The organism is Rhizobium sp. WCS2018Hpa-16 (assembly GCF_031843705.1).
Classification (GTDB): domain Bacteria; phylum Pseudomonadota; class Alphaproteobacteria; order Rhizobiales; family Rhizobiaceae; genus Agrobacterium; species Agrobacterium tumefaciens_C.
On sequence record NZ_JAVTIX010000006.1, the window covers coordinates 22,393 to 42,962 of the forward strand.

The 20,570-nt window shown below is 57.3% G+C and carries 21 protein-coding genes; 8 read left to right on the top strand and 13 right to left on the bottom strand.

The features are described 5' to 3' along the window. Nucleotides 1–22: 22 nt before the first annotated feature. On the bottom strand, nucleotides 23–532 hold the full coding sequence (locus tag RQI55_RS17070; protein WP_052496772.1) for an RNA polymerase sigma factor: 510 nt from the start codon (nucleotides 530–532) through the stop codon (nucleotides 23–25). Between the two features lie 195 nt (nucleotides 533–727). After that, complete coding sequence (locus RQI55_RS17075) at nucleotides 728–1,042, bottom strand: DUF6894 family protein (protein WP_311272973.1); 315 nt, start codon at nucleotides 1,040–1,042, stop codon at nucleotides 728–730. Between the two features lie 64 nt (nucleotides 1,043–1,106). Between RQI55_RS17075 and RQI55_RS17080 the strand changes: the two genes are divergently transcribed. Beyond that, nucleotides 1,107–1,802 (top strand): Crp/Fnr family transcriptional regulator, encoded by a 696-nt coding sequence (locus RQI55_RS17080; protein WP_311272974.1) that lies wholly within the window; start codon nucleotides 1,107–1,109, stop codon nucleotides 1,800–1,802. Between the two features lie 19 nt (nucleotides 1,803–1,821). On the opposite strand, the gene RQI55_RS17085 is transcribed toward RQI55_RS17080, so the two are convergent. The 11 genes from RQI55_RS17085 to RQI55_RS17135 form a co-directional block, all read right to left on the bottom strand. Continuing rightward, nucleotides 1,822–2,892, bottom strand: coding sequence for a lipocalin-like domain-containing protein (locus tag RQI55_RS17085; RefSeq protein ID WP_311272975.1), 1,071 nt, complete (start codon nucleotides 2,890–2,892; stop codon nucleotides 1,822–1,824). Continuing rightward, nucleotides 2,882–5,287, bottom strand: a complete 2,406-nt coding sequence (locus RQI55_RS17090) for an FtsX-like permease family protein (RefSeq protein WP_311272976.1) — start codon at nucleotides 5,285–5,287, stop codon at nucleotides 2,882–2,884. Before RQI55_RS17090 ends, RQI55_RS17085 begins: the two co-directional genes overlap by 11 nt. Continuing rightward, nucleotides 5,284–5,943, bottom strand: a complete 660-nt coding sequence (locus RQI55_RS17095; RefSeq protein WP_311272977.1) for an ABC transporter ATP-binding protein — start codon at nucleotides 5,941–5,943, stop codon at nucleotides 5,284–5,286. Before RQI55_RS17095 ends, RQI55_RS17090 begins: the two co-directional genes overlap by 4 nt. A gap of 96 nt (nucleotides 5,944–6,039) precedes the next feature. Continuing rightward, the gene (locus tag RQI55_RS17100; RefSeq protein ID WP_192066255.1) at nucleotides 6,040–6,294 is read right to left on the bottom strand and encodes a hypothetical protein; all 255 of its coding nucleotides are present in this window, start codon (nucleotides 6,292–6,294) and stop codon (nucleotides 6,040–6,042) included. A gap of 82 nt (nucleotides 6,295–6,376) precedes the next feature. Beyond that, the gene (locus RQI55_RS17105; RefSeq protein WP_311272978.1) at nucleotides 6,377–7,138 is read right to left on the bottom strand and encodes an SDR family oxidoreductase; all 762 of its coding nucleotides are present in this window, start codon (nucleotides 7,136–7,138) and stop codon (nucleotides 6,377–6,379) included. A 2-nt stretch (nucleotides 7,139–7,140) separates the two neighbouring features. Continuing rightward, complete coding sequence (locus RQI55_RS17110) at nucleotides 7,141–7,680, bottom strand: DUF4334 domain-containing protein (RefSeq protein ID WP_311272979.1); 540 nt, start codon at nucleotides 7,678–7,680, stop codon at nucleotides 7,141–7,143. 171 nt (nucleotides 7,681–7,851) lie between these two features. Further along, nucleotides 7,852–8,184, bottom strand: coding sequence for a hypothetical protein (locus RQI55_RS17115; RefSeq protein WP_311272980.1), 333 nt, complete (start codon nucleotides 8,182–8,184; stop codon nucleotides 7,852–7,854). 111 nt (nucleotides 8,185–8,295) lie between these two features. Continuing rightward, a complete protein-coding gene (locus RQI55_RS17120) occupies nucleotides 8,296–9,906 on the bottom strand; it encodes an ABC transporter ATP-binding protein (protein WP_311272981.1) in 1,611 nt (536 codons plus the stop codon). Nucleotide 9,907: 1 nt separating this feature from the next. Beyond that, nucleotides 9,908–11,038 carry an ABC transporter permease subunit gene (locus RQI55_RS17125; RefSeq protein WP_311272982.1) on the bottom strand — a complete coding sequence of 377 codons (1,131 nt, stop codon included), beginning with the start codon at nucleotides 11,036–11,038 and terminating at the stop codon, nucleotides 9,908–9,910. After that, entirely contained in the window at nucleotides 11,031–11,954 is a 924-nt protein-coding gene (oppB, locus tag RQI55_RS17130; RefSeq protein ID WP_112501497.1) for an oligopeptide ABC transporter permease OppB, read from the bottom strand. The genes RQI55_RS17125 and oppB overlap by 8 nt, the downstream gene beginning before the upstream one ends. A 137-nt stretch (nucleotides 11,955–12,091) precedes the next feature. Continuing rightward, a complete protein-coding gene (locus RQI55_RS17135; RefSeq protein WP_311272983.1) occupies nucleotides 12,092–13,690 on the bottom strand; it encodes a peptide ABC transporter substrate-binding protein in 1,599 nt (532 codons plus the stop codon). A 212-nt stretch (nucleotides 13,691–13,902) separates the two neighbouring features. Here RQI55_RS17135 and RQI55_RS17140 point away from each other — a divergent pair, with 212 nt between their 5' ends. The 7 genes from RQI55_RS17140 (at nucleotide 13,903) to RQI55_RS17170 (ending at nucleotide 20,532) form a co-directional block, all read left to right on the top strand. Then, nucleotides 13,903–14,682, top strand: a complete 780-nt coding sequence (locus tag RQI55_RS17140) for a DeoR/GlpR family DNA-binding transcription regulator (RefSeq protein WP_243257850.1) — start codon at nucleotides 13,903–13,905, stop codon at nucleotides 14,680–14,682. Nucleotides 14,683–14,785: 103 nt separating this feature from the next. Beyond that, nucleotides 14,786–16,294 carry a glycerol-3-phosphate dehydrogenase gene (gene glpD / locus RQI55_RS17145; protein ID WP_311272984.1) on the top strand — a complete coding sequence of 503 codons (1,509 nt, stop codon included), beginning with the start codon at nucleotides 14,786–14,788 and terminating at the stop codon, nucleotides 16,292–16,294. Nucleotides 16,295–16,365: 71 nt separating this feature from the next. Then, nucleotides 16,366–17,451 carry an ABC transporter ATP-binding protein gene (locus RQI55_RS17150; RefSeq protein ID WP_311272985.1) on the top strand — a complete coding sequence of 362 codons (1,086 nt, stop codon included), beginning with the start codon at nucleotides 16,366–16,368 and terminating at the stop codon, nucleotides 17,449–17,451. A 12-nt stretch (nucleotides 17,452–17,463) separates the two neighbouring features. After that, a complete protein-coding gene (locus RQI55_RS17155; protein WP_311272986.1) occupies nucleotides 17,464–18,534 on the top strand; it encodes an ABC transporter ATP-binding protein in 1,071 nt (356 codons plus the stop codon). Between the two features lie 2 nt (nucleotides 18,535–18,536). After that, entirely contained in the window at nucleotides 18,537–19,403 is an 867-nt protein-coding gene (locus RQI55_RS17160; RefSeq protein WP_192066236.1) for a carbohydrate ABC transporter permease, read from the top strand. A 14-nt stretch (nucleotides 19,404–19,417) separates the two neighbouring features. Next, nucleotides 19,418–20,236: a carbohydrate ABC transporter permease gene (locus RQI55_RS17165; RefSeq protein ID WP_409233748.1), complete on the top strand. Its 819-nt coding sequence runs from the start codon at nucleotides 19,418–19,420 to the stop codon at nucleotides 20,234–20,236. Between the two features lie 14 nt (nucleotides 20,237–20,250). Then, complete coding sequence (locus RQI55_RS17170; protein WP_042616921.1) at nucleotides 20,251–20,532, top strand: DUF2160 domain-containing protein; 282 nt, start codon at nucleotides 20,251–20,253, stop codon at nucleotides 20,530–20,532. Nucleotides 20,533–20,570: the final 38 nt, after the last annotated feature.

The following is a 20,570-nucleotide window of genomic DNA, read 5'->3' on the forward strand; positions in this document are numbered from 1 at the left end:
TCCACATTTCAGCCGGGAAATATCAAATGGCCGCCGCAGTCGACATCGTGTCGCCCATGTGGTTGGCGAGAAAATGCTTGGCTCTGTTCACCCGGCTTTTGACAGTGCCGACGGAAATCGCGCATTTGTCCGCCGCCGCATCATAGGCTTCGCCATCCTCGATGACGAGATGAAATACATCGCGGTAAATCTCCGGCATGGCTGCAAGCGCGCGGTCATACTCGATTTTGCGAATGGCCCATTCCTGCGGCGAGGGCGCTGCCGGAATAAGGTGTTCCATATTGTTCGTACCAACGGTGATACGCTTGTTTTTCTGGTAGGCCGTATGATGCGCATTGCGCATGATGGTGAACATCCAGGATTTCAGATTTGTTCCTGGTGTATAGGATGGCAGGGCGCGCAGCGCTTTCAAAAGCGTTTCCTGCACAAGATCCTCGACGTCGGTCTGGCTGCGGTGAAATCTCGATCCGAACCGGTGAAGGGCTGGAATAAGGGCAATGACTTCCTGCTGAATATTCTGCTCTGCTGACATTCTCGATCTCCCTTGGTGCATGGGAGATCAAGTCATTGCCACCGTCATCGTTCCGGCTTCCGCGCTCTGGGTACGATAACGTACGCTGGCGCTAATATGCTTGATTTTCTCGGCATCTGGCACGTATCGGTCGAATGTTCAGCAAAGCGCCGAGGATCGACGCATGGGAAATACGGTGCTTCCGGAACCACCTTTTCAGGGTTCGAACTTTACGCTGTCCCTGAAGGGAACAGTTCGGACGATATCGCCGTTTTCCATCGTTATTTCGAAAACCTCTCCATCGATCACCTCCCCACGGAGCAACCGATCGGCAAGGATTTCACGTGCGGAATGAAAGGCTTCATCACATGCTGCGTTCAGGCTCTCAAATTCAGCCCCTTCAGGGTCGAGTGCCAGCCCATCATGGCTGCGAACGTGAAAATAATATCTCATTGCAATTCTCCAGTGTTCTTCCCGAACCAAGGCCACTTGCAAAAGTTTCATCACAACAGAATTTACGGCCAGAAACACCGCAGGCCTCCCGCCCGGCATTTGATGGCCTCACATGTTACAGACCATTTGAAAGGGTATCGCTTTGACCTGGACCAATAACGGCCTTCTTAAAACCCTCAATCGGGAAGACATGGCGCTCATTCAGCCGCTCTTGGAAAAGGTGACACTGACCCAGGAACAGTCCCTGTTTGAAAGCTACGAGCCCATCAGCCATGTCTACTTCTTCGAAAGCGGCCTCTCTTCAGAGGTAGTCGTAGCCTCGAAGTCGATTGAAGTCGGCTGCATCGGCCATGAGGGCTGTTCCGGCGTTCCAGTTTTGCTGGGAGTGGACGCCAGTCCGCACAAGGCCTTCATGCAGGTTGGTGGTGATGCGCTGCGCATCCCCTCGCCTGAATTGCGTGCCCTGATGAATGACAGCCGGACGCTTCGCGAGCACCTGCAAAAATACGCCCATGTCTTCATGATCCAGATCGCGGCCACAGCCCTTGCTGACGGCCGGTATGATGTAGAACAGCGGCTGGCGCGCTGGCTTCTCATGTGTCAGGACCGGTTGGGGGATGAGCTACCTCTGAAGCATGACTTCCTCGCCATCATGCTGGGCGTCAGGCGGCCCAGCGTCACCGATGCGCTTCACAAGCTGGAGGGAAATCTCGCCATCAAGGCAGAGCGCGGCATGATCACGGTCAAGAACCGCGACATATTGCTGGAAACTGCTGGCGATTCCTACGGCATACCGGAAGCCGAGCACCGGCGCCTCATCACGCAACAGCAAGGGTAAGACACGGCCTTGGCGTGAATCAGTATCCGGTCATTTCCAGATAGCCCACGCCCTTTGCGCTCCCGTCAAAGCTGATCGGGCCTTCCCAATAGGGCATGGAAGTCTTCATCCATGCCTGCTCGTTCAACGCCCGCGTGGTGATATCCAGCCCCTTGCCGGGAACACGCACGCGCCATTCAACCGGCACGTCCTTGCCATTCACGGAAGCGCTGCGCACCGGCTCAAGCACAACATCGCCCGGAAGCAGTGGTGTGGTCTCGCCGCTCGCCGCTATCCAGTTGCCGGATGTGTAACCCGCGCCAGCATCGCGCAGCCGAAACGCCATGAGTTTTTCGCCAGATGGCAAATGCAGCGAGAACCAGTCCCAACCCGTCTGGTCAGATGCGAGCGGCTGAGACGACCACTCGCGGTCCAACCACGCCTTGCCCGTCACCTTAACTAGTGCCCCATCCAGCGTCACCGTTCCCGTGACATTGTAAAATGGCTGGGAGTAATAGTAGCTGGCCTGACCGGAGGCTGATTTGACCGAATAACCCTTGTCGCCTTGCGCAACGAGTAGCCCCTTGGCTGCGAGTGTCAGTTGATAGCCGAAATCATTGCCTCTGGCGCCAAGCTCAAGCCTGTCCAACTCGTCGCGGCCATCATTCGGCAAAGCCTTCATCTGCCAGTCATCGATCCAGGCTTCAAACGGTGTGGCAGTTACGCCCGCCTGCCCCACACCACCTCGCCCCAGCCGCTCCGCAACGTAATGGCGGGAAGCCGTGGTGGCCGCCGCATGGCCGATCCATATTTGCGGACTTGCCCACCCTTGTGCGTTCTCAGGCGCAAGTGCCGATCGAAACAGCGTCCATTGTATGCCCAGCGGCGTACCATCCTCTGCCTGAAGGTTGGCGGTGACATACCACCATTCGATGCGAAAATCCGGGTGAGGACCATGATCCCTAGGGAAGGACAAGGCCGTTCCCCGCACAGGCACCTGGAAGCCTTGCGCATCAGACCCAAGCCCCGCAAAGCCTTGAGCAAGCGCGCCACCCGCCAGCGAAACAAGCGTCAGTAGCGTGGTCAGAATACGCAGAATTCTAGCGTTCATTGGCAAATACCCGCAGCAGATCGGAAGGGTTGATGGTTGCCAGCCGGATGACGGGCACCGCCACGGACAGCATCGCCGCAACAAGCGCAATCGCGGCCAGCCGCAGCCAATCCCACGGAAAGATCATCATCGGCAACTTCCAGCCAAAGGCCTCGACATTGATGACTGACAGTAGCACCCATGCCAGTGCAAGCCCGACGGGAATAGCGGCAACAAAGGTCACGCACCACAACGCAAATGTTCTCAAAACCTCGAGCAAGGCAAGGTTTCTGCGGCGTATCCCCATCGCCCAGACGGGCGCAAGCTGCGGCAGGCGCAATGTGGAAAGCGTCAGCAAACTGGCAAACATGGCAAAGCCCGCCACACCCAGCGTCAGCACATTCAGCGCGCCAGTCACAACGAAGGTCTGTTCGAACACGGCACGTGATTGCTGTTTGAGCGAGACTTGATCGATAATACCCGCCTCGGGAAGACCAATCCGCTCGAAAAGCTGCTTTTTCAAATCCTGCACCCGGGCTGGATCAACGCGAATGCCATATCGCAGTTTCGAAACGTCAGGGTAGTGTCGGGTGAGCGCATCCACACCCACCATCACCTGCCCCTTCGGATTTCCATAGTCGGAATAGACCCCAGCAACGGTTACCACCCAGCCACCCGGCAATGTCAGCTCCTGCCCCGGCTGAAGCTTCTTCTCTCGCCATAGCTGCTCGTTGATCAGCGCACCCCGTCCCTCGGCCACGCTGTCCCAAACATCAGGCTGCTGTTCCAAGAGCGGCCAGTGGTCGCGATAGGTCGCGTGGTCGGAAATCCCGGCAATCTCCAGCTCCTCTCCCAGAACCGTCCCTCGCGTGCTCCAGATGGGCAACACAGCATCGGAGTGGAGCGGCAGCCACGCACGAAGCTTCATCGCCTCGTTCTCATCGCGGGCTGTCACGTAAAGCTCAGCCACCAGCCTCTGGTCCAGCCAACCGAGAAAGGTGGTGCGGAAACTAGACACCATGGTTCCGACACCGACATTGGCAGAAAGCGCCAGAAGAAGCGCCATGAGCGCCAGCGAAAGGCCCGGCAGTTGCAGGCGCGTATCTGCCCAAAACCAGTGGGTCATGGCGCGCCGCGACCGGCGCTCGACGGATCGCAGAAAGATGGAAAGCACAGGCGGCAGCAAAAGCGCGCAACCCAGCAGAAGCGCACCCAGAACGACAAAGCCAGATATGAGGCCAGAGCCTGCCACGGCAAAACTCGCACTGATCAGCAGCAACGCGACACCAGCCAGAGACTGGAACCGCAGCGCCGTTGCCGATGCCAGACCCCAGGCCTGAGGCTGCGAGGATGCCAGAATGGGCATCGTGCGCACTCGCCACAGGCTCTGGAGAGAGGACAGCGCCGTGCCTGCCAGCGCCATGCCCATGCCCGCCAGCCACCATTCCGGCCGCAGCGAAAGAGTGCCGGAAACTTCTGCGCCATAAAGCCCGCGCAACGTGGCAACCACACCCGGCAACAGCATGGATGCCATGACATAGCCAATCACCACGCCAAGAACGCCCGAGATAAAGGCCAGCACCATGATCTCGATGACCAGCATGAGGGTGAGCCCCCGAAACGAGACGCCCAAACAGCGAAGAGTGCGGAAGGTTGCGCGGCGTTGCTCGAAAGAAAGCCCCGCCGCAGAATAGACGATGAACAGACCAACGATAAAGGCAAGGAAGCCGAAGGCGGTCAAATTCAGATGGAAACTGTCCGTCAGCCGCGCCATGTCAGGCCGGTCTGGCGTCTGGAGCCCAAGATCGGGCGCGAGGCTTTCCAACGGCTCCAAACCGGGCAATTGCACCGGCGCGACAACCAACCGGCTGATGAGACCGTTCTTCGCGAGCAGCCGGTCGGCGACACTGATATCGGCAAAGGCTGCACCATCGGGAATGGTTTCGGAAACGCGCAGGCGAACCCTCTCAGGGCTTCCAAGACGCGTAGCCGTTGCGGGCGAAACGATGAGCACATCCTGCCCCGCCATAAAATCCACCAGATCTGACGACCCGGTTATGGAAACGACGCGGCCTTCGCTCGGCATGGTCAGGGCATCAATACCGATCAATTTTATCCGCACGCCGCCTATTCGGGTTTCACCCTCGATGACCGGAGAAACGTTCCACCCGGCCCGTCGCAAGGCGGCGAAGGTGCCAAGCGAAATGCTGCCGCCATCTTTTGCGGTCAGCTGCGAAAGGCCGCTTTGTTCCAGAATGGAGGCAGAGCGCGCATAGCTTGCTCGCGCCTCGGCATTGATGGCCTGAACACCAGACCAGAGCGCAGTTGCAAGCGCAATGCCCAAAATCAATGTTAGGAGTTGAAGCGGGCGGTGACGCCAGTGCGAGAGGAGAGCGAAAAATGCAACCCGGCTCATGTCGCGATTTTTCCGCCACGCAGCACGATCTTCGAGCCCAGCTTGTCTGCCAGCCGCATGGAATGGGTCACGAGCAACAGTGCCGAGCCGGCCTGCCTGCTGAGCGAGAGCATTAGCTCCAGAACGGCATCACCACTAGCTTCGTCCAGATTGCCAGTCGGCTCATCTGCCAGCACAAGTGCTGGCTTTGCCGCCAATGTGCGCGCAACCGCCACCCGTTGCTGCTGCCCACCGGATAGTTGCTCTGGATAACGTTGTAACAGGCTCTCAAGCCCAAGCTTTTGCACGAGTTCTGCCTGCCATGCCGCATCGAACCGATCAGCAAGGCGTGCATGAAAGCTGATGTTGGCTTCCACGTTGAGCGATGGAATAAGGTTGAATTGCTGAAAAATCAGCCCCACCTCGTTGCGCCGGTAAAGCGCGCGTCCCGGCTCATCCAGTCCAGTGATATCCCGGCCATTCATGGTGATGGTGCCGCCATCTGGCTTGTCGAGGCCCCCCGCCAGATGCAGCAAGGTGCTCTTGCCGCTGCCGGACTCTCCGGTCAGCGCAACGCTCTCACCGCTTGAAACCGAGAGATCAACACCTCTCAAGACCTCGATGGGGCCTTCGGGGCTGACATAGGATTTGCGGATATTAGACAGGGACAGGATCATTGCGGCCAGTCTTGCACCGGAAATGCAGAACCGCAAGACCCTTGACGTGCCGACGGATCAGCCTTGCGCTGGGTCGGCACGCTGGTCAGGCTAGCTTTACTTCTCGTCGGTATCATCAACAACATCGGTCTGTGGGCGGTCGCCGCCCTTCACATGCTGCTCCTGCCATGTGCCATCCGAAAGCTGGAAGGAAATATCCACCTCTTCACCACCAAGCTGCTGGCGTCGTGCGGCATCATTGGCCGCGTTCAGCGCAGAATCATGGTCAGGAAACGTCTCCGACCAAACATCGCCAAGCCGGTAAGCGTATCCGCCATCGTGTTCACCAACGTGATAGGTCACTGCCATCATAGTCTCCTTTTTCAAGCACAGGAAAACGCTGCGGCCTCTGAGATGTTCCTCCGGGCTGTTTTAATCTTAAGCGGCATTGACCCTAGGTATTGTTTGAGACCCATCGAAGGATGCCGGGACATGCGCGGTAGGCCAGTTCGATCAGCTTTCCCCGACCGGGATAGTTAATCTCCCGTCCCACCTCCAGCGCCTTTTCGACAGAGGCCACAACAGCCTCAGGGGCCATCATGTGTGAGATCCACTTGCGACCATTTTTGATGAAGCCAGGGCCATCTTCAATGACCTGCGCGATCAACGGCGTGTCCACCGCTGGCGGACAGACGAGCTGAAAACGTAAGCCCGAATTGCGGTTTTCGCTGATCAGCACCTTGGCATAATGGTTGACCGCCGCCTTCGTCGCCCCATAAGCGCCAAAGCGGTTTACCGGAACAATGCCCGCAGTCGAGCCGTAAATGACGACATCGCCCTTTGCCCGAGGCAGCATGCGTGAGAGCACAATCCCGGTGACATTGACCGTGCCACCATAATTGATCTGCATGAGGCGATTGATCTTTTCCGGTTCGTCCGCCGCCAACTCGCCACCCGGCATCATGGCCGCGCAGACAAAGAGCCGGTCGATCTCACCGAGATCACGCTCGATTTCGCCGACGAGGTTCTCCATTGCGGCGTAATCCGTCACATCGCAGCGGAAGGCGTGGATCAAAGCGTGTTTCGCCGAAACCTCCGCAAGCCCCTCATCATTGAGGTCGATAATGGCAACGGTCGCGCCTTTTGCAGCATCGTGAAGGGCGTGCAGCCTGCCAATGCCGCTTGCCCCACCGGTAATCAGGGTTACGCCGGTCATGGTCAGAGCCTCACATCCATGGGCGTATCGTCGCGCTCCAAGCAGAATGCATAGGGGCCGCTCATGCCCTTGAGGTCCATGATGCCCAGAACACGACTGTCATCGATCTTCACGAAATGATCGAAGATCGGCTTGCCATCATAGGCCATCGTGGCGGTCGAGCGCCCGCGATACTCGATCATCCGAAGACGGGCCTTGGGCAAACGCGTTTGCAAAACAGGGCGCAGAACGGCCATGGCAAGACCCAGCACCGATGAGCGTGGGAAGGGCAAGCCCAACGGCACCAGCAGAGGATCAACGGCGTAAAGCTCTTTGCCGTCGCGGGCGTTGAACAGAAGCGGGTGCACCGCTTCCGCGCTGATGAACAGTTTGCCATACCAGCCGCTTGGCTCCAGTAGCCCATCGAGCCTGTGACCGGTCTTGATCTCGAAACCCCGCCAGCGCCCTGCCATAAACGAAAGATCGACCACCGGCAGCGTGTCGAAACATTCGAGCACCTGTGCCGGACTTGCCACCCGCGTGGCAATTATATTTTCTATCATACTGAACTCGACAATTCGCTTATTCGCAACAAACCTAAAATATATACTCTTCTCGTTGTATGAGATGGGCACGCCAATGCCAAACAGTTTCTATTTATTCCCACATGCCACGAAAAAACCCGCACAAGGCGGGTTTCAACATCTCATATCGGCAGCAAATAGGAGCGATGCTCAGATTTCAGGGCAACCGCGTTCATTTGCGAAGGTGATCGTGCTCGGGCCGCGACGGGTAAAGCCCTGCACGACAACTCGGCGAGGCGTTACGCGCACGATTTCTGGATCGCGCAGACCGGAATCACGGGCTGCTGCACGGGCTTCGCGTTCACCGCATCCACGGCGAGGCGGTGGGCCACGGCGGTCGATGTCGCGGTCGCGAATGACAGGGCGAACGCCGTCACGACCAATTCTGAGTTCCATGTCCTGCGCATTGGCGGGGGCCGTGGCCGCAACACCAGCCATAGCCATGACCATCGCAAGACCCGACACCTGAATCAATTTAAACATATATCCTCCTGGTGCCTTATGCTGGCACATCAATTTCACGAGGCAATAACGCAGATGTGACCGAATTGTTCCTTGACCCGGAAATATAGACCGGCCGGAGCCGGTCTATCCTCAGGCAGCTGCATCCGCTGTGAAAGCAGACTGGATCAGGGTTTTGGTGTAATCGGCAGCAGGGTTGTTGAACACCGCATCCGTCTCACCCTCTTCCACGATCTTCCCGTCTTTCATCACGATCACATAATCTGAGATCGCCTTGATGACCGACAGGTCATGACTGATGAAAATATAGGAAAGACCATGCGCAGTCTGAAGGTCGCGCAAGAGATCGATGACCTGCCCCTGCACCGAACGGTCCAGCGCCGATGTGGGCTCATCCAGAATAACCACATCCGGCTTGAGGATAATCGCGCGTGCAATGGCAATACGCTGCCGCTGACCGCCGGAGAACTCGTGCGGATAGCGGTTGCGGGCTGCGGGGTCGAGGCCCACCTCCGTCAGCGCCTCAATCGCCCGCTTGTCGCGCTCGGCACGGCTCAATTGCGGTTCGTGCACGTATAGACCTTCGGTAATGATTTCACCCACCGTCTGGCGTGGAGACAGCGAACCATAGGGGTCCTGAAACACCAGCTGAAGCTGGCGGCGCATGGGCCGCATGGCCTTTCTGTCGAGACCTGAAATCTCCGTCTTGCCGAAGAACAGCCGCCCGGTGGATGGGGTCAGTCGCAGCAAGGCGCGTCCAAGCGTGGATTTACCCGAGCCGGATTCGCCGACAATGCCGATGGTCTGGCCCTGACGCAGGTTGACGGTGACGCTTTCAACGGCCCTGAACGCGCTGGCCTTGGTGAAGATGCCGCCGGGGATTTCGTAATCCACCGTCACATTCTGGCCGGAGAGAACCACAGGTGCATCGCCACCAATAGGCGGCTTGTGGCCGCTGGGTTCGGCATCCAGAAGCATCTTCGTATAGTCGGCCTGCGGACGCTCGAAAATGTCTTCCGTCGTACCCGTTTCCACGATCTCGCCACGCCGCATGACAGCAACACGGTCGGCAAAATGCCGCACGACGCCCAGATCATGGGTAATCAGCACAACGGCCATGCCGAAACGCTGCTGCAAGGATTTCAGGAGGTCGAGGATCTGCGCCTGAATGGTCACGTCAAGTGCAGTGGTCGGCTCATCCGCGATCAGCAGGTCCGGCTCATTGGCCAGAGCCATGGCAATCATCACGCGCTGGCGCTGCCCACCGGAAAGCTCGTGCGGATAGCTGTCAATGCGTCTTTCAGGGTCTGGAATGCCAACCAGCTTCAGCAATTCCAGCACCCTCGCCCGCGCTTCCGTCTTGCTGGAACCGCGATGGTGGACGATCGGCTCGGCAATCTGCTTGCCGATCTTGTAAAGCGGATCAAGCGAGGTCATCGGCTCCTGGAAGATCATCGTGACCTTCGCGCCGCGGATGCCGTTAAGCTCATCGACGGGAAGGCCAACCAGCTCGCGACCGCGATATTTGGCTGAACCCTGTACACGACCATTGGCAGCCAGTAGCCCCATGATGCCCATCATGGTCTGGCTCTTGCCGGAGCCGGATTCACCGACCACAGCCAGCGTCTCACCCGCTTTTACATCGAGATCGATACCCTTGACGGCGTTCACATCGCCATCCGGCGTTGTGAAATCCACTTTGAGACCGCGCACGGTCAGGATGGTGTCAGATGTCGTATTCATATCAGCGATCCTTCGGGTCGAGCGCGTCACGCAACCCGTCGCCCACAAAGTTCAAGGAAAACAGCGTCAGCACGAAGAATGTCGCCGGGAATATCAGCAGCCATGGGGCAGACTGGATATTCTGCGCACCTTCGGAAATCAGCGCGCCCCAGCTGGTCAACGGTGCCTGAACGCCAAGACCGAGGAACGACAGGAAGCTTTCCAGAAGAATGACTTTCGGCACCACAACCGTCACGAACACGACCACAGGGCCGATGGTGTTGGGAATGATGTGGCGGCGGATGATCTGCCAGTCGGTCAGGCCCAGCGCCTGTGCGGCACCGACGAATTCACGACGTTTGAGAGCCAGCGTCTGGCCACGCACGATGCGCGCCATATCCAGCCATTCCACCGCCCCGATAACGAGGAAGATCAGAATGAAACTTCGCCCGAAGAACACCACAAGCACAACGACGAGAAACACGAAGGGAAGCGAATAGAGGATTTCCACAAAGCGCATCATCGCATTATCGACACGCCCGCCAATATAGCCAGCGGTTGCGCCATAAACGACGCCGATGCCGAGCGACACGAGGCTGGCGAGAACGCCCACAGCAATCGAGATCTGCCCACCCAGCATGACGCGAACGAGAAGGTCACGGCCGTTGCTGTCTGTGCCGAAGAAGAAATATTCGCGGTTCACATCGCCTTCTATCTTCAGCGTGCGGCCATCGTCCTCCGTGGCAACGACTGTGGTGTTTTCAAACTCATTGGCGCGGTCGAAATAGCGTGTCGTGCGTGGATCAACCGTGCTTGAAGAAGTGACGGTCGCGGTAAATTTCTGCCCTTCGACAACAAATTCCCTAAGCTCTACCCGTGCCCGCTCGGCAACGCCCTCCATCACGCCCTGGAGACTGCCGGCATCAGGCCGCGCCTCAAGACTTGGTGGAACCGAGACATAGGACGAGAACACCTGGTCGTAGGTGTGGGTGAGGAACTGCGGCCCCAGGAACGAGAACAGCGTAATCAGCACCAGCATGACCGATCCGGCCATGGCAGCGGTGTTGCGCCGGAAACGCATGGTTGCGAGCTGGAAGAGGCTTCGGCTTTTCACCGAAGGAGAAACGGCTGTTGTGCCGGGGATATCAGTCATGTCTGACCCTCGGATCAAGAAGGCCGTATAGAATATCGACCACCAGATTGAAAACAATGACGAACAGCGCGATGAGAACGACGGTTCCCATCACAAGCGTATAGTCACGATTGATAGCGCCCAGAACGAAGTAGCGACCGACACCGGGAATGGTGAAGATCGTTTCGATCACGGCGGAGCCGGTCAGCAGTGCGGCAGCGCAGGGTGCAAGATAGGAAACCACCGGCAGCATGGCCGCACGCATGGCATGCACGATGACGACCGTGCGGCTGGGCAGGCCATAGGCCTTGGCGGTTCGGATATGATCCATCCGCAGAGCCTCGATCATGGAGCCTCGTGTCAGGCGAGCAATGACGGCCAGCTGCGGCAAAGCCAGCGCAATCATCGGCAAAAGCAGATAGCGCAGCGAACCATCGCCCCAGCTTCCGGCGGGCAGAAGACCGAGTAGAACCGCAAAGACCAGCGTCAGAACTGGCGCAACAACGAAGTTCGGCACCGTCACGCCAACCGTGGAAACGGACATGAGCGAGAAGTCGAACAGGCTGTTTTGCCTCAGCGCCGCAAAAGTTCCGGCCAGCACACCGCCGATCAAGGCCAGCAGCAGCGCGTAAAAACCAAGCTCCAGCGAATAGGGCAGACCCTTGCCGATCAATTGGGCAACGGTGTTGTCCTTATAGATGTAGCTCGGGCCGAAATCGCCGGTCACGGCGTTCTTCATGTAGATCAGATACTGACGCCACAATGGTTCATCCAGATGATATGTTCTCATCAGGTTTTCCATGGTCTGCGGGGGCAGAGGGCGCTCAAGATTGAACGGACCGCCAGGTGCAAATCGCATCAGAAAAAAAGAAATCGTGACGACGATAAACAACGTCGGCACGGCGCTCGCCAAACGGCGCAGAACGAAAGAGATCATGATAATTCGGGCTCCGGCATGGCACGGCGGCGAAATGCGTCGGGATTTTCATCCAGCCGCACATATAACCCGTTCTTGCAAACATGTCGCGCGGGCAAGATGCGCGACATGTTTCAGAACCACCGTGGCAGCATTGCTTATTCGGAAACGCTCAGGAAGCGGCTGAGGTGCTCGTTATTGGCATTGTCCTTCCAGCCCTTGACGCGGTTCGAAACCAGCCAAAGGTCAGCCTGCGTCAGGAACGGCGCAACCGGCTGTTCCTTCATCAGGATGGTTTCTGCCTCGTGCAGGATCTTGTTGCGAGCAGCAGCGTCTTTTTCTTCGTAAGACTTCTTCATCAACGCATCGAATTCAGGATTGTTGAATTTCGAATAGTTGAAGGTCTTGTTGGAAGAGACAGACAGAGCCAGGAAGTTTTCCGCATCCGCGTAGTCGGCAACCCAGCCAGCACGGGCAACGTTGAACTTGCCGCCTTCCTGCAGATAGCCATAGTGCGAGGCCACGTCGAGGTTGACTAGCGACACATTGGCACCGAATGTGGTCTTCCACATATCGGCAACGGCTGTCGCAACGCGCTCATGGTTCGGGTTGGTGTTATAGCGGATTTCGACGGACAGCGGCTTGCCGCCTTCGCCATAACCGGCCTCCTTCATCAGTTTCACGGCTTCGTCTTCACGGTCGAGCTGCGAAAGTGTGGCGAAGTCTGCCTTGGCAGGCTCGCCATAGCTGCCCATGCCGGGCGGAACCATGGAGTAGGATGGCAACTGCGAGCCGCTGTAGATTTCCTTGGCAAGGAAGTCACGGTCTACGGCCATGGAGAGCGCGCGGCGAACGCGAACGTCGTTATAGGGCGCTTCACGCGTATCGAAGGTGTAGTAATAGGTTGCGAGTGTCGGCGTTACGCGGACCTGATCACCGTAGGATGTCCGTAGACGATCCAGCTGATCGGCCGAGAAATTATAGGCAAGGTCCATTTCCTTGGCTTCGAAACGGCGCACGGAAGCGGCCTGATCGTCAATTGGGTAGAAAATGACCTTGTCGATCTTGGTGTTGGCCGCGTCCCAGTGGTTCGGGTTCTTCACGACTGTCAGGCTGTCATTGGGAACATGCGCCTGAAGCGTATAGGCACCGTTCGAAACCATGATGCCCGGCTTGACGAAGTCCGCGCCGTTCTTCTCAACGCTTGCTTTTGAAACGGGCAGTGCAGTCTGGTGCGCGAGCAGCTCAAGGAAGAATGGTGTCGCGCGCTCAAGCGTGATTTCCAGCGTCTTGGCGTCAACAGCCTTGATGCCGAGCTCTTCGAGCTTGGCTTCGCCCTTGTTGATCTTTTCGGCATTCTTGATGGGGTAGAGAATATTTGCGTATTTCGCGGCAGTCTTCGGATCTTCAACGCGCTGGTAGGAGAACACGAAGTCCTCGGCGGTCACTGGTGTGCCGTCAGACCATTTTGCGTTTTCGCGCAGCTTGAATGTGTAGACCGTGCCATCGTCAGACAGCGTCCAGCTTTCCGCAGCGCCGGGAACGATCTTGCCCGCGGCGTCATAGATGGTGAGGCCTTCATAAAGGTCCTTCACGATGAAAGCTTCGATGTTGATCGAGGTCTGGGCCTGGTCGAGCGTCTGCGGCTCGCCGGAATTGCCACGGTGCAGAACGGTTTCTGCGAGAGAAGGAGTTGCGCCAATCAGGATCGAGCCTAGCAGGAGTGCGGCTCGCGTTGTTGTTTTTATAGATTTCATTTTTTTAATTTCCCCATAAAGTGTGAGAACCCGCAAACAATGACAAATCCGCCTGACGCGCAACCCCAATATTTATCAGGCGGACAATTTAAAGGGTTTATAACCCCGTAGATTGTGGAAAACCTGCGCGAAATGCGCCTCTCTACCGCTTTCGTTTTCTCAAAAAATGAAATAAAACGAAACTTCATCCATATTGCCGGGTAGAAGCCTTCATGATGTTCTCATCGCGCCAACTTGATATCATCGAGCTTGCAAAATCCGAGGGCAAGGTCAGCGTGGATGATCTGGCGTCACGATTTTCGGTAACGGCCCAGACAATCCGCAAGGATCTGAACGACCTTTGCGAAGCGCGTGCGCTCACACGCATCCATGGCGGCGCTATTTTTCCCAGCAGCACGGAGAACGTCAAATACGAGGCGCGACGCTCTATTGCCGCGACTGAAAAACAGGCGATAGGCCGCGCAGCAGCCGATATCATTCCCGGAAAATCATCGCTTTTCATCAATATCGGCACCACCACGGAGGCCGTTGGCGAAGCCTTGGTGGACCATCAGGAACTGATGGTCATTACCAATAACATCAATGTTGCCAACAGGTTGAGGATATTCTCAGGCATCGAGGTCGTCATTGCCGGTGGCGTGGTGCGCGGCACCGATGGCGGCATCGTGGGAGAGGCGGCTGTCGATTTCATTCGACAGTTCAAGGTGGACTATGCTGTCATCGGCGTTTCTGCCATCGACAAGGACGGCGCACTCCTCGATTACGACTTCCGCGAAGTGAAAGTCGCACAGGCCATCATCGCCAATGCGCGGCACGTCATTCTCGTCTCGGATTCAAGCAAATTCGACCGCACGGCACCCGTCAGAATTGGCCATCTATCGCAGGTTCACACCTTTATAACCGACCACTGCCCCTCTGCATCGGTCAAGGCCATCTGCCGCGAAAACGACGTCCGGCTGATCGAAACCGAAAACCAAACGAAGCCGAATTGAGTTGCGAACATTCGTTTGACATTCGCTTTCTTTTCATTTTAACTCTGATTAAGTTCGGATTTAAAGAGAACAAGCGGCGCATAGTCGCATCAGGGAGAATGCAGTGGCTGAGAGCGCTGTCCGCGATATTTTCGTGATCGGTGGAGGCATCAATGGATGCGGAATCGCGCGTGACGCTGCGGGCCGTGGCTATTCCGTGACGCTTGCCGAGATGAATGATTTCGCCTCCGGCACGTCTTCAGGCGCAACCAAGCTCATTCACGGCGGCCTTCGTTACCTCGAACATTACGAGTTCCGGTTGGTGCGCGAGGCCTTGATGGAGCGCGAAGTGCTCTGGGCCATGGCGCCCCACATCATCTGGCCCATGCGTTTCGTTCTGCCTTTCCACAAGGGCGGCATTCGCCCGGCCTGGCTCATCCGTCTCGGCCTTTTCCTTTACGATCACCTCGGTGGCCGCAAGCTGCTGCCCGCGACCAAATCGCTCGACATGCGCCGCGATCCTGCCGGAAAGCCGCTGAAGCCGCTGTTCACCAAAGCCTTTGAATATTCTGATGGCTGGGTGGATGACGCCCGCCTCGTCGTCTTGAATGCGCGTGATGCGGCAGACCGGGGCGCGGATATCATGAGCCGCGCCAAGGTTACATCTGTGCGCCGTGATGGCGGACTGTGGAATATCGACGTGAAGGATACCGCAAGCGGCGCGATCAAGACTGTTCAGTCCCGCATGCTGGTCAACGCATCCGGCCCATGGGTAGATAATGTCCTGTCCAATGCGGCGGGCAAGAACCAGGTTCACAATGTGCGTCTGGTTCAGGGCAGCCACATCATCGTGAAGAAGAAGTTCAACGATGTCAGGGCCTATTTCTTCCAAAACCCTGATAACCGCATCATTTTTGCCATCCCCTATGAAACGGATTTCACGCTGATCGGGACCACCGACCGCGACTACACCGGTGACCCTGCCGATGTGAAAATCAGCGGCGAGGAAACCGATTACCTGTGCAACGCCGCCAGCGAATATTTTGCCGAACCTGTCACGAAGGACGATATCGTCTGGACTTATTCGGCTGTGCGCCCGCTTTTTGATGATGGCGCATCCAGTGCGCAGGAAGCCACGCGCGATTACGTGTTGAAGCTTGAGGGCACGGACGGAGCCGCACCACTTCTGAATGTGTTCGGCGGCAAGCTCACCACCTATCGCCGTCTGGCCGAACATGCGCTGGAAAAAGTGGCGGAAGCCATTGGTGACAAGGGCAAGCCGTGGACAGGCAAAAGCTCGCTTCCGGGCGGAGATTTCGCAGCAACCGGCTACGAGACAGAAGTAAGCAAGCTCAAGGCAAAATACAGCTTTCTTTCAGATCGTCAGGCGCGCAGACTGGTGCGTCTTTATGGAACGAAGGCACACGCGATCCTCGGGAATGCGGCCAGCATGGAGGCGCTTGGCCAGCATTTCGGAGGCGATCTTTACGAGCGTGAAGTTGAATGGCTGATGCAGCAGGAATGGGCCAGAACCAGCGAAGACGTGCTGTGGCGCAGAACCAAGCAGGGCCTGCATTTTTCTCGTGAGCAAGCGGCCTCACTAAACGACTACATGGCAACGAACGCCGCTTGAACCATGCCCGCAGGGGCATAAAACACTGACATTGAAGCAGAATCTTGCAGGTTGGGAGGCCTCGGGAACGCATGCTGGAATTACGAAATATCGCAAAGATGGTGGGTGGTGAGTACCATATTCACCCCACAAATCTGACCCTGAAACGGGGCACATTGAATGTGCTCTTGGGGCCGACTCTATCTGGAAAAACATCACTGATGCGGCTCATGGCCGGTCTGGACAGACCGACCGAGGGACAGCTTCTGTTTGATGGTGCCGATGTCACGGGCAAGCGCGTGCAGGATCGCAGCGTCGCCATGGTCTATCAGCAGTTCATCAATTATCCCGCGCTCACCGTTTACGAAAACATCGCCTCCCCTATGCGCATTGCCAAGAAGGATGCAGCAACGATTGACCGGGAGGTGCGGCGCGCCGCCGAAATGCTGCGGCTGACGCCCTATCTCGACCGCACGCCGCTCAACCTCTCCGGTGGCCAGCAGCAGCGCACGGCCCTTGCCCGCGCCATCGTCAAGAATGCCAGCCTCGTTCTGCTCGATGAGCCGCTCGCCAACCTTGATTACAAGCTGCGCGAAGAGTTGCGTGAGGAACTGCCGAAGATCTTCGCAGAATCCGGCGCGATCTTCGTTTACGCAACCACCGAGCCATCCGAGGCACTTCTGCTGGGCGGCAACACAGCTACCATGCATCAGGGGCATGTGGCCCAGTTCGGCAGCACCATCGATCTCTACAGAAACCCGGTCGATCTTGTGTCGGCAAAGACCTTTGCCGATCCGCCACTCAACATCCTGCCGCTGACCCGCTCCGGCGCGTCCTTCCTTCACAATGGCGAAACCGCCTTTCCGGTCCCGGCCCATCTCTCTGATGTAGCAGAAGGTCCGGTCACGCTCGCCTTCCATCCCCACCATCTTTACCCGGCACCAAGCAATGACGGTGGGACGGCAAAGCTCGGCGCGAAAACGCTGATTTCGGAAATTGCCGGTTCGGAAAGCTTTATCCATCTCAATTATGCGGGCAACCGCTGGGTCATGCTGACACGCGGCATTCTGGATATCGAGCCGGATCGTGAGGTCGATGTCTATCTCGACACCCGCCATCTGATGGCGTTCGATGCGACGGGACGCTCGCTTGGCGCCCCGCAACAAGCAGCCGCGTGAGGAGAAGAGACCATGGCACGCATCAGTCTCGACCATATCCGCCACGCCTACAATGCCAAGGCACGGGCGGCCAATGATTACGCCTTGAAGGAAGTGGACCATGAGTGGAGCGATGGCGGTGCCTACGCGCTGCTCGGCCCGTCCGGCTGCGGCAAGACAACCCTGCTCAACATTATCTCAGGCCTGATCCATCCATCCGATGGCCGCATCCTGTTCGATGGCAAGGATGTCACAAACCTGCCGACGGAACAGCGCAACATCGCGCAGGTGTTCCAGTTTCCCGTCATTTACGACACCATGACCGTTTACGACAATCTGGCCTTTCCCCTGCGCAATCGCGGTGTGGCGGAAAACGATGTCGGTCGTCGCGTGAACGAAATCCTCGAGATGATCGATCTCAAGGATATGGCAACCCGCCGCGCCAATCGGCTGACCGCCGACCAGAAGCAGAAGATATCGCTGGGACGCGGCCTTGTGCGCGATGACGTGAACGCCATCCTGTTCGACGAGCCGTTGACGGTCATCGATCCCCACATGAAATGGGTTCTGCGTTCGCAGCTGAAACGTCTTCACAAGCAGTTCGGCTTTACCATGGTCTATGTCACCCATGACCAGACCGAGGCCATGACCTTCGCGGATAAGGTCGTCGTCATGTATGACGGCCAGATCGTGCAGATCGGCACGCCTGCCGAGCTCTTCGAGCAACCCCGCCACACCTTCGTCGGCTATTTCATCGGCTCTCCGGGCATGAACTTCATGCCTGTGGCGCTGGATGGTGCAACGGCCCGTATTGGCGATCAAAATCTGGTTCTGGCATCGGCACCTGGCGTGAAGGCCGGTGCGCGCACAGAGCTTGGCATCCGGCCTGAATTCATCACCCTTGGCCGTGAGGGCATGCCCGTCACCATCAGCAAGGTTGAGGATATCGGTCGCCATAAAATCGTACGGGCAAGCTTTGCCGGACATCCGTTGACGGTGGTCGTTCCTGAGGATGGCGACATTCCATCCGAACCGCATGTCAGTTTCGATCCCCAAGCCATCGGCATCTATGCCGATAGCTGGCGCGTTGGCATGGAGGCCTGACCATGGAAAAAACAGTCAACAACAAGGCATGGCTGCTGCTCATTCCCGTTCTGGTGCTCGTGGCATTTTCTGCGATCATCCCGCTGATGACGGTGGTCAATTATTCGGTTCAGGATACATTCGGAAACAACCAGTTCTTCTGGGCCGGAACCGACTGGTTCATGGAAATCCTGCATTCGCCCCGCTTCTGGGATGCGTTGATGCGCAACCTGATTTTCTCCTTCGTCATTCTGGCAATCCAGATACCGCTCGGCATTCTGATTGCGCTCAATATGCCCAAAACCGGCCTTGGCGTCCCCGTCTGCCTCGTGCTCATGGCCTTGCCGCTTCTCATTCCATGGAACGTTGTCGGCACCATCTGGCAGGTCTTCGGCCGCGTCGATATCGGCTTTCTCGGGCATTATCTGTCGATGCTCGGTGTCGATTACAACTATACGCAGGACCCTGTGGATGCCTGGGCAACCGTCATCATCATGGATGTCTGGCACTGGACGAGCCTTGTCGTGCTGCTCTGCTATGCCGGCCTGGTCTCTATTCCCGATGCCTATTATCAGGCGGCGCGCATCGATGGCGCATCCCGCTGGTCGGTCTTCCGCTATATCCAGTTGCCGAAAATGAAGCGCGTGCTTCTCATCGCTGTGCTGCTGCGCTTCATGGATAGCTTCATGATCTACACCGAACCTTTCGTGGTCACCGGCGGCGGACCGGGCAATTCCACCACTTTCCTGTCCATCGATCTTGTAAAAATGGCGGTCGGTCAGTTCGATCTGGGGCCAGCGGCGGCCATGTCGATCATCTACTTCCTGATTATCCTTGCCCTGTCCTGGATCTTCTACACAGTCATGACCAATAGCGACGAACAGGCTTGAGAAAGGAGATTATCATGAGCAATTCAAAGTCCATCACACGCTTCTCCTTTTTGATCCCAACGATCTACATCCTGTTTCTGCTGCTGCCGATCTATTGGCTCGTGAATATGAGCTTCAAGGAAAACGGCGAGATTCTCGGTGCCTTTTCGCTCTGGCCGCAAAACCCGACGCTGCGCAACTACACCGTCATCTTTACCGATCCAGCCTGGTATAATGGCTATATCAACTCCATCATCTACGTAGCGATGAACACGGTGATTTCCGTCGCCGCCGCCCTGCCCGCAGCCTATGCCTTTTCCCGGTACCGCTTTCTGGGCGACAAGCACCTGTTTTTCTGGCTGCTGACCAACCGCATGGCACCACCCGCCGTGTTTGCGCTTCCCTTCTTCCAGCTCTATTCCGCTTTCGGCTTGATCGATACGCACATCGCGGTGGCCATTGCCCACTGCCTGTTCAACGTTCCGCTGGCAGTCTGGATTCTCGAAGGCTTCATGTCCGGCGTGCCGAAGGAAATCGATGAAACCGCCTATATTGACGGTTATTCCTTCCCGCGCTTCTTCGTGAAGATCTTCATGCCCCTCATCGCCAGCGGCATTGGTGTGGCAGCCTTCTTCTGCTTCATGTTCTCTTGGGTCGAACTTCTGCTGGCCAGAACGCTGACGACAACAGCCGCAAAGCCGATTGCCGCCACCATGACACGCACGGTTTCCGCCTCGGGCATGGATTGGGGCGTGCTGGCTGCTGCCGGTGTGCTCACCATCATCCCCGGCGCACTCGTCATCTATTTCGTCAGAAACTACATCGCCAAGGGCTTTGCGCTCGGTCGCGTCTAACAAGGAGAAGATCGATGAGTTTTTCCTGGATGGCGTGGACGCTGCCCACGGCACTGTTTTTTATGACGATTCTGGCGCTGCTGATCGGCATGGCGGTTTGGGAATATATATCGCCCGGCGGCAATCCGCGCATTGGAATCTTACGCTTTGAGACGACACGCGGCGACCGGCTGTTCGTGTCGCTGCTCGGCTCGGCATTCATCCACCTTGGTTGGCTCGGCCTTATCGGCCCCGGCCTTTGGTGGGCACTGGCTCTTTCGGTTGTCTATGCGATTGGCGTGTTCCGCCTCATATAGATCAACCGACGGAAATACCGGGCGGAGGGACCGCCCGG